Annotated in this window: 13 protein-coding genes and 1 other annotated feature; of the genes, 10 read left to right on the top strand and 3 right to left on the bottom strand. The window is 39.1% G+C overall.

The annotated features are described in order from the left end of the window. Positions 1-4 precede the first annotated feature (4 nt). Positions 5-268 carry a preprotein translocase subunit YajC gene (gene yajC / locus LAV82_RS04910; RefSeq protein WP_013059316.1) on the top strand — a complete coding sequence of 88 codons (264 nt, stop codon included), beginning with the start codon at positions 5-7 and terminating at the stop codon, positions 266-268. Positions 269-303: 35 nt separating this feature from the next. On the opposite strand, the gene LAV82_RS04905 is transcribed toward yajC, so the two are convergent. After that, complete coding sequence (locus tag LAV82_RS04905) at positions 304-687, bottom strand: TIGR04086 family membrane protein (RefSeq protein ID WP_013059315.1); 384 nt, start codon at positions 685-687, stop codon at positions 304-306. Positions 688-833: 146 nt separating this feature from the next. On the opposite strand from LAV82_RS04905, the gene LAV82_RS04900 reads away from it, so the two are divergent. After that, the gene (locus tag LAV82_RS04900) at positions 834-1,487 is read left to right on the top strand and encodes a DUF421 domain-containing protein (RefSeq protein ID WP_029320123.1); all 654 of its coding nucleotides are present in this window, start codon (positions 834-836) and stop codon (positions 1,485-1,487) included. A 20-nt stretch (positions 1,488-1,507) separates the two neighbouring features. Here the strand turns inward: LAV82_RS04900 and spoVB are convergent, their stop codons facing one another. Then, positions 1,508-3,058, bottom strand: a complete 1,551-nt coding sequence (spoVB, locus tag LAV82_RS04895; RefSeq protein WP_029320125.1) for a stage V sporulation protein B — start codon at positions 3,056-3,058, stop codon at positions 1,508-1,510. A 123-nt stretch (positions 3,059-3,181) separates the two neighbouring features. Here spoVB and LAV82_RS04890 point away from each other — a divergent pair, with 123 nt between their 5' ends. From LAV82_RS04890 to dtd, 6 genes are all read left to right on the top strand, one after another. Next, on the top strand, positions 3,182-3,475 hold the full coding sequence (locus LAV82_RS04890) for a post-transcriptional regulator (RefSeq protein ID WP_013059312.1): 294 nt from the start codon (positions 3,182-3,184) through the stop codon (positions 3,473-3,475). A 137-nt stretch (positions 3,476-3,612) separates the two neighbouring features. Next, a complete protein-coding gene (gene secDF, locus LAV82_RS04885) occupies positions 3,613-5,850 on the top strand; it encodes a protein translocase subunit SecDF (RefSeq protein ID WP_499715699.1) in 2,238 nt (745 codons plus the stop codon). Between the two features lie 140 nt (positions 5,851-5,990). Beyond that, positions 5,991-8,333, top strand: a complete 2,343-nt coding sequence (recJ, locus tag LAV82_RS04880; protein ID WP_499715698.1) for a single-stranded-DNA-specific exonuclease RecJ — start codon at positions 5,991-5,993, stop codon at positions 8,331-8,333. 15 nt (positions 8,334-8,348) lie between these two features. Continuing rightward, positions 8,349-8,861, top strand: coding sequence for an adenine phosphoribosyltransferase (locus tag LAV82_RS04875; RefSeq protein WP_013059309.1), 513 nt, complete (start codon positions 8,349-8,351; stop codon positions 8,859-8,861). Between the two features lie 185 nt (positions 8,862-9,046). After that, positions 9,047-11,245, top strand: a complete 2,199-nt coding sequence (locus LAV82_RS04870) for a RelA/SpoT family protein (RefSeq protein WP_013059308.1) — start codon at positions 9,047-9,049, stop codon at positions 11,243-11,245. Positions 11,246-11,260: 15 nt separating this feature from the next. Beyond that, positions 11,261-11,722 carry a D-aminoacyl-tRNA deacylase gene (gene dtd, locus LAV82_RS04865; protein WP_499715697.1) on the top strand — a complete coding sequence of 154 codons (462 nt, stop codon included), beginning with the start codon at positions 11,261-11,263 and terminating at the stop codon, positions 11,720-11,722. On the opposite strand, the gene LAV82_RS04860 is transcribed toward dtd, so the two are convergent. After that, entirely contained in the window at positions 11,713-12,597 is an 885-nt protein-coding gene (locus LAV82_RS04860; RefSeq protein ID WP_375346050.1) for an N-acetylmuramoyl-L-alanine amidase family protein, read from the bottom strand. The genes dtd and LAV82_RS04860 overlap by 10 nt on opposite strands. 166 nt (positions 12,598-12,763) lie before the next feature. Between LAV82_RS04860 and LAV82_RS04855 the strand changes: the two genes are divergently transcribed. Together LAV82_RS04855 and hisS are read left to right on the top strand one after the other, a co-directional pair. Continuing rightward, on the top strand, positions 12,764-12,940 hold the full coding sequence (locus LAV82_RS04855; RefSeq protein WP_013059305.1) for a hypothetical protein: 177 nt from the start codon (positions 12,764-12,766) through the stop codon (positions 12,938-12,940). Between the two features lie 87 nt (positions 12,941-13,027). After that, positions 13,028-13,260 (top strand) — a binding site (T-box leader). A 68-nt stretch (positions 13,261-13,328) separates the two neighbouring features. Beyond that, positions 13,329-14,597 (top strand): histidine--tRNA ligase, encoded by a 1,269-nt coding sequence (gene hisS, locus LAV82_RS04850; RefSeq protein ID WP_016765628.1) that lies wholly within the window; start codon positions 13,329-13,331, stop codon positions 14,595-14,597. The last annotated feature ends 6 nt before the right edge of the window (positions 14,598-14,603 follow it).

Here is a 14,603-nt window from a genome sequence, read left to right as displayed (position 1 = left end):
TTTCATGGGTGTTTTACAAAATATTTGGCCATTACTTTTAATGTTTGTCATTTTCTATTTCTTGTTAATCCGTCCACAGCAAAAACGTCAAAAAAACGTACAGCAAATGCAATCAGCACTTAAAAAAGGTGATAAGGTTGTTACAATTGGCGGTATGCACGGTTTGGTAGACGCAATTGATGAGTCACAAGTTGTGGTTCGCAGCACTGACGGTTCAAAATTAACGTTTGATCGCAATGCTATTCGTGAAGTAAGAAGCGTAGATTAATAAAAAAACGTCACGTACATGTACGTGACGTTTTTTTATGCTTCTCGTGAACCGGCAATGTTTACGCCAACAATTCCCCCGAGAATAGCGACTCCAATAAATCCAGCGTGAAATAACAGCTGCTGTGCAGAAAACAGGTGACTATAGCCGAGGAATTGTAGTAAAAACATTAAAAAAGAATAAGAAACACCAGTGGCTCCTCCAACAAGAAGTCCCTTTGAGCCGTTTCTTCCTCCCGCGATAAATCCTCCGATAAACAGTGTGATAAATGAGAGAATAAGTAAAAATAAACGGACCGACTGTTCTTCAACCGATGTAAATTTTAAAATAAGCGAAAAGATAATGCTAATTGCTAAACCCATCACCAAGACTGTTGCCACTCCTGCAAATACAGCGTTGCTCATTCGTTTTGCACCCAACTTGTTTCCCCCTCATGAAATAAAAAGATAGGTGAACCCTTAGTACGAGCATATTCGAGAGACCTTCAAAATAGACGCGTAAAAGTAAGGCTATTTTAAAATAAATGGTACAAACTACAAGGGAATACATAAAGGAGGTCTTTGCGGTGGAGTTGTTGATCATGGTTGCGCGAACCGTTCTTTTATATGTAGTAGTTTTAATTATTTTTCGCGTTATGGGTAAAAGGGAAATAGGGGAGCTGAGCATATTGGATTTAGTGGTCTTTATTATGATTGCTGAAATGGCAGTAATGGCTATTGAAAATCCAAAAGATCCTTTGCTGCATTCAATTCTTCCGATGTTAACGCTTCTTATTATTCAAATTGGCTTAGCTATATGGTCTCTTAAAAGCAATCGAATGCGAAATTTTATTGATGGAAAGCCTAGCATTATTATTGAAAATGGAAAAATAAACGAACATGAAATGAAAAGGCAGCGATATAACTTCAATGATTTGCTCGTGCAGCTGCGAGATAAAAATATAAAAAATGTAGCTGATGTTGAATTTGCTATTTTAGAATCTTCAGGAAGGCTATCCGTGTTTGAAAAAGATCAGCAATCAGGTGAAAAAGGCAATTTGAATTTGCCTTTTATCATTGACGGCATTATTCAAGAAGAGCATCTGCTGCATGAACATAAAACGACGGAATGGTTAAGGACAGAGCTGGCAAAGCTAGGGTATTCAAACTTAGATAAGATTTCATATTGTAGTTACGACAAAGGAAAATTTTTTATAGATTTAGTAGATGTGAAACAATAAAACGCGGATTGCTCCGCGTTTTATTTTCGTTTAAAATAGCGTAAAACAGAAAAACGGTTTAATTCTTCTCTTGTTATCAGTCTAAAAAGCAGCAAAAACAGTACGTATACAAAACTTGTAAGTGCAATCGATAAAACGGTTCGTAAGCTCAAAGGGATGGAAGTGAAAAGGTTCATATAAGCGAAGTGTCCGGTAAAACCTGATATTCCCATTACAGAAAAACTGCGAAGATACTCAAACACATGAAGCTTATACGTAATTTGTTTCATGACGGTAGACAGGTGTAAAAGAGTGACAAGCATCATTCCCACAACAATCGCAAGGCCAGCTCCCATAATGCCTAAATTGGGCTGAGTTGCGAGTAAGAAGATAAGAGATGTTTTGACCGCTGCTCCTATAAAACTGTTAATCATGGCGGCTTTTGCAAGGTCTAGCGCCTGCAGAACAGCTTGAAGCGGCCCTTGAAAGTAATAAAAGATAAAAAAAGGCGCCATTACTTTGACAAAAATAGCAGCTTTGTCAGAACCATACATCAATTCCATTACCGGATTAGCAAATACATAAAGAACAACAACGGCCAGTCCGCCTGTTACAAACGACAAGCGGAGAGCTTGATGAAGCCGATATTCGATTTGTTTCATTTGATTCTGTGCAAGAGATTCACTGATTGCGGGAACCAAAGAAGTGGATAGAGACACCGTTACAAAAGAAGGCAGCATCAGGAGAGGGAGTGCAAAGCCTGTTAATTCTCCGTACTGCTTCGTTGCTACAGCTGTCGCTACTCCTGCAATTGCTAAACTTTGAGCTACTACAATCGGTTCTAAAAACCAAGAAATTGACCCAATCATGCGGCTTCCTGTCGTGGGAAGAGCGATTCGCATTAAATCAAAGAACGTGTCTTTGCCCGCATGTAAAGAAGCAAAAAATTTTCGTCTTACCGTTATTTTCTTCTTTCGCTTGAACATAAACACCATATAAAACAGTGAAGCTAGTTCTCCAAATACGGAAGATAGCATAGCTCCAGCCGCAGCGTACTCAATTCCATAAGGCAAAAATGCTTTTGTACATACGGCAATTAACGTAATGCGCACGACTTGTTCGATAATTTGAGAATAAGCGGCAGGCTTCATTTGCTGCTTTCCTTGAAAATATCCGCGGATGACAGACGAGACGGCGATGATTGGAATAACTGGAATAATCGCAAGCAGCGGATAGATCGTACGTGAATCTGTAAAGAAGGTTTTTGCTACAACGGGAGCGAATAATATTAGTCCGAGCGTAAATAAAATGCTCAGCGTACACGTAATACTTAAAGAGACGACAAGTATTTTTTTTATTTTATGCCTGTCACCTAAAGCTTCTGCTTCTGCCACTAACTTGGATATGGCAACCGGTAGCCCAAGCTGTGTTAAGGTGATTACTAATACCAGCGTGGGGACCGCCATCATATAAAGTCCCACACCTTCGTCTCCAATCATTCGAGCCACCACAATTCGATTGACAAACCCGAGTACACGTGTAATTAAGCCAGCAATTATTAAAATAATAGTTCCCTGTAAAAATTTAGACATATACTCACTCTTTCTTGAGGTTTATACAGTGAATATATGCGCCCCCGGTGTCCAAGCATGACAAGTATTCCTCATACGAGAAAGAAATTTTACGCAAAATGTCAAACGGAAAGGAGGATCGATATGACACATCCATTTATTTCAGCTTCGAAAGAACTTATACAGCCTGTCTTATCCAGCAAAATGGAAGAATTTCATATGCTTGGATATGAAGAAGTAACGGAGAACGATTTATTGAGTTATTTAGAAATGAAAAAATGGAAAAAAGAAAGGGAGCTATCTCTCCATCAAGTTGTAAATGATATTTTATCTGTTAAGATCACGCAGGTGATGAGTTATGTAACAATTGAATCTTATAAATCTGATATGTTCTCAAGTGTTAATAATGGAGAAGACTGGAAAGAATTATTAAAGTAGAGCTTGTAAAATACATGTATTAAAATTTGATAAGGTCTTTATTTGACAGACATTAGGTTATGAATGATAATTAGATTGGTCATTTATCTATTGTTATCATTTCATGTTTTTTACATAAGAAGGAGGATTTTCTGTCGATGGTTAAAAGAGGACGTATCGTTGCCTTTTTCCTCTTAGTACTGCTTGTGTTTAGTACAATCGGAACAACGATGACTGGAATTACAAAAGATATTAAACTTGGCCTCGACCTTCAAGGTGGATTTGAAATTTTATATAAAGTCAGTCCAGCTAAAAAAGGCGATGTCATTGACAAAAAGGCACTTAACAGCACGGTTGAAGCGCTCCGTCAACGTGTCGATGTACTGGGAGTTAGTGAGCCCAGCATTCAAATTGAAGGAAACGACCGCATCCGCGTTCAGCTAGCTGGTGTCACGAATCAAAAGCAAGCCAGGGATCTGTTATCAACTCAAGCAAACTTAACGTTCCGTGACGTGAACGATAAGGTGCTGATGGATGGTACAGACTTAGCGCAAGGCGGAGCAAAGCAATCGTTTGACCAAAGCAATCAGCCTAGCGTCTCACTAAAGTTAAAAAATGCGAAAAAATTTGAAAAGATCACGCGAGAGCTTTCTCAAAAACCAGCACCTAACAATTTAATTGTCATTTGGCTGGATTATGAAGAAGGAAAAGACTCGTACCAAAAAGAAGCGACAAAACAAAATCCGAAGTATCTATCTGCAGCCTCTGTTAGCAGCGTGTTAACACAGCCAGATGTTGAGATTTCAGGTGGCAACTTCACAGTGAAAAGTGCAACGCAGCTGGCGGAATTGCTAAATGCCGGGTCGCTGCCGGTTAAATTAGATGAGTTATACTCTACATCCGTTGGAGCACAGTTTGGAGAAGAAGCTCTTCATACGACTATATTAGCGGGTATTATCGGCATCGGAATTATCTTCCTTTACATGCTGTTTTTCTATCGTTTACCGGGGCTTATTGCCGTTATTACACTCAGTTTTTATATCTACTTAAACTTAGTGGTATTTGACTGGATGCACGTGGTTATGACGCTTCCAGGTATTGCGGCTCTTATTCTCGGTGTAGGTATGGCAGTAGATGCGAATATCATTACCTACGAGCGGATTAAAGATGAACTGAAAACAGGAAGGTCTGTTATATCGGCTTACCGGGCAGGGAATCGTCGTTCACTTGCGACCATTTTTGATGCCAATATTACAACGATGTTAGCGGCTCTTGTATTATTCTTTTATGGTCAAAGTTCAGTAAAAGGATTTGCCACAACGTTAATGATCGGGATTGTGCTAAGTTTTGTAACTGCTGTTTATGGAACTCGTTTACTAATGAGTCTTTTAGTAAACAGCCGCTGGTTTGATAAAAAACCAGGCTACTTTGGCGTGAAGAAAGAGCAAATTCACGATTTAAGCAAAGATGACGGCACAACCGTTTTACCTACAGCGTGGGATAAAATTGACTTTGTTAAATACCGTAAAGCATTTTTCACGTTCTCAAGCGTGCTTGTGATTATCGGTATTATCTCGGTTGCTGTGTTCAGGCTGAACCTCGGTATTGACTTTACGAGCGGAACTCGCATAGAGATTCCGGCAAATCATACCGTTACGCAGGCTGAGATACAGCGCGAAATGAAGTCTCTCGATATCAAAACAGATGACGTAGTTATTACAGGGAAAAGTAATGATACGGGTGTCGTACGTGTAGTTGGGGTCTTGAATAAAAAAGAAATTGCCAATTTAAAAGATCACTTTAAAGATAAATACGGTTCTGAACCAAATGTAAGCACCGTTTCACCGACAGTAGGAAAAGAACTGGCGAAAAATGCAATGATGGCGATTGTAATTGCTTCAATCGGAATTATCATTTATGTAACGATTCGATTTGAATTTTACATGGCGCTTGCAGCCGTGCTTGCCCTGTTGCATGATGCGTTCTTTATCGTTACGGTCTTTAGTTTAACGAAGTTAGAGGTTGATTTAACGTTTATTGCTGCTATCTTGACGATTGTTGGTTACTCAATTAACGATACGATCGTTACGTTTGACCGCATTCGTGAAAATATGCAGAAATTTAAATCCAAATCGTTTGACGATTTGGCGTTTATCGTAAATCTAAGTTTGCGTGAAACGTTTACTCGTTCAATGAACACCGTGTTAACAGTTGTAATTGCAGTTGTAGCACTTCTTCTATTCGGAAGTGAATCGATTCAAAACTTCTCAATTGCCCTGTTAGTAGGCTTAATCCTTGGTGCATATTCATCTGTGTTTATTGCTGCTCAGCTATGGCTTGTGTGGAAAGGAAAACAGTTGAAGCGTGAGGAACAAAAAGAAGTAGAAAGCAAATAATTCAAAAACGTGCGAAGTGTTCGCACGTTTTTTTGTGCGTTAAAATTCAAGCCGTACTGTCAGAAAAATGTGCTTATTTTCTTTCGTTGCTCCATTTCATCCACTCTAGTATAATAATGTGGGTTAAGGGGTGAAGAGACATGTTACAGTCAAAAAAACGTTGGAATGTTCAAGAATGTGATGAACAACTTGTTAATGAATTTGTAGAAAACCTCAATATTACACCTCTAGTAGCTTCGTTATTACTTAATAGAGGCATGACAACAGTAGAAGCGGCACGTGAGTTTTTACACGTTGATGCACAAACGTTCCACGATCCGTTTTTATTGCACGATATGGACAAAGCAGTAGCTCGCATTCAGCAGGCAATTGATCATAATGAAAAAATTATGATCTATGGAGATTACGATGCTGACGGCGTCAGCAGCACTTCTGTTATGTTATCTGCTTTACAGCAGCTTGGCGCTGATGTTGATTTTTATATTCCTAATCGCTTTACAGAAGGTTATGGGCCGAATAAGGCGGCATTTGATAAAATAAGCGCAGGCGGCTATCAGCTGGTGATTACGGTAGACACAGGTATTTCGGCAGTCGAAGAAACTGCGTATGCACGTGAATTAAATTTTGATTTAATTATTACCGATCACCACGAGCCGGGGCCGGTTTTACCGGATGCTTATGCAATTATTCATCCAAAGCTGCCGGGAAGTACATATCCATTTAAAGAACTGGCAGGTGTAGGAGTGGCTTTTAAACTCGCTCATGCGCTGTTAGGGGAGCTTCCGGAACATTTGTTAGAACTAGCAGTAATTGGGACGATTGCTGACTTAGTTCCTTTAGTCGACGAAAACCGCTTAATTGCTCGCAAAGGTCTTGATTATCTCAAGCTCACGAAGCGCACCGGAATTGAAGCGCTACTGAGCGTATGTGGAGTAAAACGTGAAGAAATTAATGAGGATACAATTGGATTTGCGATGGCTCCTCGCATTAATGCAGTAGGACGTCTTCAAGATGCCGATCCAGCTGTTCATTTGCTTATGACGACAAATGCTGAAGAGGCAAAAGGCTTAGCTAAAGAAATTGATGCGTTAAACAAGGAAAGGCAGCAAATCGTAAACGATATTACAGAGGAAGCCGTTGAATTTGTTGAGAGTATGTATCCTCCAGATGAAAACAGCGTTCTTATTGTAGAGGGAGAAGAATGGAATGCAGGCGTTGTTGGAATTGTCGCTTCTAGGCTCGTAGAAAAATTCTATAGACCAACAATTGTACTAAGTATTGACTCTGAAAACCGTATTGCCAAAGGTTCAGCAAGAAGTATCGAAGGTTTTGACTTATTCGCGAACTTATCTAAGTGCCGTGACATTTTGCCGCATTTTGGAGGGCATCCAATGGCAGCCGGCATGACATTAAACAGCGATGATGTAGAAGAGCTGCGCAGACGTCTTAATGAACAAGCAAGCAACGTGTTAACCGAACAGGATTTTATTCCAATTACATCAGTTGATACAGTATGCACAACAGAGGAAATTACGCTGGAAAACATTGAACAAATGAGTGCGCTTGCTCCATTTGGTATGCATAACCCGAAGCCAAAAGTTCTCATTAAAGATGTTCATACAACATCTATGCGAAAAATTGGTGCTAATAAAAATCATTTAAAACTCGTATTTGAAGACAGCGGTGTATCGGTTGATGCAGTAGGATTTGGGTTAGGCTATATATTAGATGAAGTATCTCCTATAGCTAAAGTATCATTAGTAGGTGAACTATCTATTAATGAGTGGAATAATATGCGCAAGCCGCAGCTGATGGTGGAAGATATTTCTGTAGATGAATGGCAGATGTTTGATTATCGCAGTGCAGTTGATGTAAAACGTTTCTTTCAGCAGGTATTTACGGATCAAATGAAAGTTGTTGCTTTTCACGCTTCAACAATTGATAAATACAAGTCGCTGGTGCCGATGGAGCATGTTGTTCTTATTCAAGATGAAGAACAGGCAAAAGCATGTATGTTTGCAGGGGAACAGATCGTTTTATTAGATTTGCCTCCTTCACAGAAATGGCTTGAATGTTTGTTTGTCCAAGGTATCCCTTCTAGAATATACGCTATTTTCTTAACGGAAGAAGACCATTATTTTGATACAATCCCAACTCGCGATCATTTTAAATGGTTTTACGGCTTTTTAGCGAAAAAGGGTCCATTTGATTTAAAACGCTACAAAGAAGATTTAGCGATTCATAAGGGCTGGTCAAAAGAAACGATTGATTTTATGGCAAAGGTGTTTTTTGAGTTAGAATTTGTTACAATAAACAATGGCTTAATTTCGTTAGTGAAAAATTCTGCGAAACGTGATTTAATAGAATCTGCGACTTATCGCCAAAAGCAGCAGCAGATTGAAATAGAAAAAAACTTTATTTATACGTCATATGTACAGCTTAAGAATCAATTTCAAGATATTTTTAAGCGTTCGATTGAATGAGGAGGCAACATTAGAATGAATTTTAAAGATTATATTACAATTGTACCTGACTGGCCAAAACCAGGTATTACATTTAAAGATATCTCAACATTAATGGACAATGGTGATGCATACCGTGCCGCAACGGATGAGATTGTAAAATATGCGAATGATAAACAAGTTGATATTATTGTAGGGCCAGAAGCTCGCGGATTTATCGTTGGTTGTCCAGTAGCATATGCGTTAGGTATCGGTTTTGCACCTGTTCGTAAAGAAGGAAAATTACCGCGTGAAGTAATCAAAGTAGATTACGGTTTAGAATACGGTAAAGACGTATTAACGATTCACAAAGATGCAATTAAGCCAGGTCAGCGCGTGTTGATTACAGATGATTTATTAGCAACAGGCGGTACAATTGAAGCGACAATTAAGCTTGTCGAAGAATTAGGTGGAATTGTTGTTGGAGCTGCGTTCTTAATTGAACTTTCTTACCTTGACGGCCGGGACAAACTAGACGGTTACGATGTATTCACATTAATGACGTATTAAGAAGAACGATCACATAAAAAAGAGTACCTGATACAGGTGCTCTTTTTTCGTTAAAAAACGTTAATACGTAAAATGGAAATGATGTAAATTTGATAAATTAAACGCAAAGGCTTTACATCCTTGGATTTTTTCAAGATAATAGTTACAATATGAATTAAAAATGCTAGTTGATAAAAGGTGATTTCATGGCAAATGAGCAAGTCCTAACAGCGGAACAGGTCATTGACAATACGAAGCGATATTTAAATGAAGAAGACGTGGCTTTTGTACAAAAAGCATATGATTTTGCAAAAGAAGCTCACAAAGAACAATATCGCAAGTCGGGTGAACCATATATTATCCACCCGATTCAAGTCGCAGGAATTTTAGTTGATCTAGATATGGATCCAGCAACAATTGCAGCTGGATTTCTACATGATGTGGTTGAAGATACAGAGATAACACTAAAAGATTTAGAAAAAGCTTTTAATGAAGAAGTAGCAATGTTAGTAGACGGCGTAACGAAACTGGGAAAAATTAAATATAAGTCTAAAGAAGAGCAGCAGGCTGAAAATCACCGCAAGATGTTTGTAGCAATGGCTCAAGATATTCGAGTCATACTGATCAAACTTGCGGATCGTCTTCATAACATGCGTACGCTAAAGCATTTACCGCAGGAAAAACAGCGACGCATTTCAAATGAAACGCTTGAAATTTTTGCTCCTCTTGCTCATCGTCTTGGTATTTCAAAAATTAAGTGGGAGCTTGAAGATACAGCTTTACGTTACTTAAATCCTCAGCAGTATTATCGTATTGTAAATTTGATGAAGAAAAAGCGTGCGGAACGCGAGCAGTATTTGGCTGAAGTTATTGATGAAGTTCGAGAGCAAGTAGATGAAGTGTCGATTAAAGTTGAAATTTCAGGACGTCCAAAACATATTTATTCCATCTATCGTAAAATGGCACTGCAAAACAAGCAGTTTAATGAAATTTACGATTTACTAGCTGTGCGCATTATTGTAAATAGCATTAAAGACTGCTATGCGGTGTTAGGAATTATTCACACGTGCTGGAAGCCAATGCCAGGACGTTTCAAAGATTATATTGCAATGCCAAAACAAAATATGTACCAGTCTCTTCATACGACGGTTATCGGACCAAAAGGTGATCCGTTAGAAGTTCAAATTCGAACGTTTGACATGCACCAAATTGCTGAGTATGGAATTGCTGCTCACTGGGCTTACAAAGAGGGAAAAACAGCTGAGCATGCTTCATTTGAAGAAAAGTTGACGTGGTTTAGAGAAATTTTAGAATTTCAAAATGACGCAAACGATGCAGAAGAGTTTATGGAATCTCTAAAAGTTGATTTGTTTTCTGACATGGTTTACATTTTTACGCCAAAAGGCGACGTCATTGAGCTTCCTTCGGGTTCTGTTCCAATTGATTTTTCCTATCGTATTCATTCTGAAATCGGAAATAAAACCATTGGAGCAAAAGTCAACGGCAAGATGGTTACGCTTGATTACCGTTTGAAAACGGGGGACATTATCGAAATTTTGACGTCTAAGCATTCGTATGGTCCAAGCAAGGACTGGTTAAAGCTTGCTCAAACGTCTCAAGCCAAAAATAAAATTCGCCAATTCTTTAAAAAGCAAAGCCGCGATGAAAATATTGAAAAAGGCAAAGAGCTGGTTGAAAAAGAAATTCGTCAAATGGAGTTTGACTTAAAAGAAGTATTAACAGCTGATAATATCAAACGAGTAGCGGAGAAGTTTAATTTCTCAAACGAAGATGATATGTATGCAGCTATTGGGTATAACGGATTAACTGCGGCTCAAGTAGCTAATCGTTTAACCGAGAAGTGGAGAAAGCAGCGCGATCAAGAACAAGAGATCCAAATTGATGATATTGCACGCGATACTGCGGCTAAGCGTGTTCGCCAGCATAAACGAAAAGATTCCGGAGTTATCGTACCGGGTGTAGAGAACATGCTGATTCGCTTGTCTAAATGCTGTAATCCAGTTCCTGGAGATGAGATTGTTGGTTTTATTACAAAGGGGCGAGGAGTATCTGTTCATAGAGCAGATTGTTTAAACGTTCACACAGATGATGCTGAAAGCCGCCTTATTCCTGTAGAGTGGGAAACACATATTAAAGAAGGCAAAGAGTTTAACGTGGAAATTGAAATTTCCGGATACGACCGCAGAGGCTTACTAAATGAAGTTCTGCAGGTTGTAAACGAGACTAAAACGAATATTTCAGCCGTTTCAGGAAAATCGGACCGAAACAAAATGGCTACGATTCATATGTCAATTTCTATTCATAACATCAGTCACCTTCATAAAGTGGTTGAGCGCATTAAGCAGCTTCGAGACATTTATTCAGTTCGCCGAATTATGCATTAAGAAAGGTCGTTATAGATGAGAGTAGTCGTACAAAGAGCAAGGAATGCAAAAGTAACTGTTGCAGGTGAGACGGTCGGTGAGACTAAGCACGGATATATGCTTTTAGTGGGCATTACCCATGACGATACTGAAGCTGATGCAGAGTATGTAGCGGATAAAATTGTGAATTTGCGAGTGTTTGATGATGAGTCTGGCAAAATGAATTTGTCGCTTCTAGATGTAGAAGGAGAAATTTTATCGGTATCTCAATTTACGCTGTACGGAGATTGCCGAAAAGGCAGAAGACCAAACTTTATGGGAGCTGCTAGGCCAGATCATGCTGTAACGCTTTACAACTATTTTAATAAAGTATTATCAGAAAAAAATGTTCGAGTAGAAACCGGCGCATTTGGTGAAATGATGGACGTATCATTTACAAATGACGGACCGGTCACGCTTATTGTAGAAAGCAAAGAAAAAACGCAGGCTCACAGATGAGTCTGCGTTTTTTCTTTGCTTTGAAAGTAGTGATTTAATCCTTCAGCGATAGCGGACGTAATCATTTGCTGATAACTGATGGAATTAATATACGTTTCTTCCCGTTCGTTGCTTAAAAAGCCCAGTTCAATTAATGTACTCGGACGTGTATTTTCGCGAAGAACATAATAGTTTCCAAAACGTTCTCCTTTGTCTTTCAATTTTGCATGATTAATAAGGGACTGATGAATAGAATGTGTGAGTGGACTGTCCTGATGCTGATGGTAATAATACGTCATAAGGCCAGTTAGCTGTGAGCTGTTCGTACTGTTGTAGTGAATGCTTATAAAAGCATCTGCTTTAGTCGATTGCAGCGTGCGCTGTGAAAGTAGAAGGTACTCATCATGGGTGCGGGTTAAAATGACGTGTGCGCCTTCTTTTTGAAGTTTGTTTTGTAAAATAAGTGCTGTTCGGAGAGTGAGGTCTTTTTCATATGTGCCCTGTGTGCCGATGGCTCCTTTGTCTTTTCCTCCATGGCCTGCATCAATAATAATTGTTTTGCCCTTTAGGTGCCGCAAGCTTTTACTCAGCGTATAAACAGGCTCACGCTGCGCTACCTGCATGCTAGGCTGAACGCTGCGAAGCGCTACGGTTTTCGTGAATTTTTTAAACACCCATCCTTGAATATCCGAGCTTTCTACATAATACCAATCTCCTTGACGGTCTGAAACGGATAGTCTTGTATTCTTCGTCAATTTATTTGTAATTGAAAATGAACGTCCTGGACCGCTCCGTACATGAAGAGAGTCAGCTGTTACAATAATGGGTTGATGGACCGGTACATTTTGGCGCTCAAATGAGGAAGAGCACAGTAATAAAAGGATACTTGCAGCCAAAACAGATACAGACTTCATGTTTAGATGGCGAATAGATAGACCTCCTTTTTATAACAAAATAGAGTATTCGATGAAAATAAAAAAAATCCTTTCTCTTATGTAAAAACATCTTTTTTGGGCAATGCTAATAAAAGGATAAGTAAGTGTAGGCAGGGAGGAAGAAACGATGAAGTTTAGTGAAAAAGGTGAACAATCATTTCAGCAGGTAAATCCGGTATTTGGCATTCATTTTCATGATTTTATTGACAGAGAAAGTGAAGCTTCATCCCTTGAATTGGCTTCTGAATTTGGTTTAACGCTTCGAGATATTCAGAAACTAAGAAAACAATTAGACCGCTCTTAACATGAAAGGTGCTTGACAACTGCTCATTTCATTCGTAATATAGAAAGCAATTGCTAAATTAAAATGAATGTATAACATTTTTATATTGATAAGCCAAAGATCGAGAAAAGTAGTAAAGATGACACATGGCTAGAGAGGAAATGTCTTAGGCTGAAAGCATTTCTACATGATGACTTTATGAAAGAACACTCAGGAGGCTTCACTCTGAAAAGGGAAACTTAGTAGGAGATGAACGTGTTCGTGCGTTAACGAAATGAGTGGAAACATGTCATATGTTTCAATTAGGGTGGTACCACGTGAGATTAACTCTCGTCCCTACTATGGAAAAATAGTAGAGGCGAGAGTTTTTTTGTATTGTAAATTTTAAAAATAGGAGGCATATCACGTTATGTCAGTTCAAATACCTAGAGGCACACAAGATATTTTACCGGGCAAAGTAGAATATTGGCAGTTTGTTGAACAGCGAGCAAGAGAAATCTGCCGTGCGTTCAACTACCAAGAAATTCGTACACCAATGTTTGAACACACTGAATTATTTTTGCGCGGAGTGGGAGAAACAACAGATATCGTGCAAAAAGAAATGTACACATTTAAAGATCGAGGTGACCGCAGCTTAACGCTTCGTCCAGAAGGAACAGCTGCAGTTGGACGATCATTTGTTTCAAATAAGATGTTTGGAAATCCAACGCAGCCAACAAAGCTGTTTTATATTGGTCCTATGTTTCGCTATGAACGACCTCAAGCGGGACGTTTCCGTCAATTCGTTCAGTTTGGCGTAGAAGCATTAGGGGTAAATGATCCAGCTATTGATGCTGAAGTTCTTGCCCTGTTAATGAGCTTTTACCAATCGCTTGGATTGAAAAAATTAAAGTTGGTTGTTAACAGTTTAGGAGATACAGAAAGTCGTCAAGCTCACCGTCAAGCGCTTATTGACCACTTTGCACCTCGCATTGGAGAGTTTTGCAGCGACTGCCAAAGCAGATTGGAGAAAAATCCTCTTCGTATTTTAGACTGTAAAAAAGATCGTGACCATGAGCTGATGGCTACAGCGCCGTCTATTCTTGATTATTTAAACGACTATTCAAAAGAATATTTTGAAAAAGTACAGCAGTACTTAACCGATTTAGACATTGACTATGTTGTAGATCCGACGCTAGTACGCGGGTTAGATTATTATAATCACACAGCATTTGAACTAATGAGTGAAGCAGAAGGATTTGGCGCCATTACAACTCTTTGTGGCGGAGGCCGTTATAATGGGCTGATTCAAGAAATCGGCGGACCTGAAACACCGGGTATCGGATTCGCTTTAAGTATCGAACGCTTATTATCTGCATTGGAAGCAGAAGGAATTGAGCTTCCGGTAGAAACAGGCGTAGATTGCTATGTAGTAACCATGGGCGATGAAGCAAAAGAAAAATCCGTTTCAATTGTAAATACGCTTCGACGCGCAGGCTTTGTAGCTGATAAAGATTATCAAGATAAAAAAATGAAAGCTCAGTTCAAAGCAGCTGATCGTGTACAAGCAAAATTTGTTGTTGTTCTAGGTGAAGATGAGCTAGCAAAACAAGTTGTAAACGTAAAGAATATGGAATCTGGCGAACAGCAAGAAGTATCAATTGATCAATTGGTCAGCTATTTGCAAAAACAAGTATAAGGGGGA

Source organism: Bacillus sp. ILBB4 (assembly GCF_035064545.1).
GTDB lineage: Bacteria > Bacillota > Bacilli > Bacillales > Bacillaceae_H > Priestia.
The sequence above is the reverse complement of the archived record's forward strand: the minus strand, read 5'-3'. Positions and strand labels throughout refer to the sequence as shown.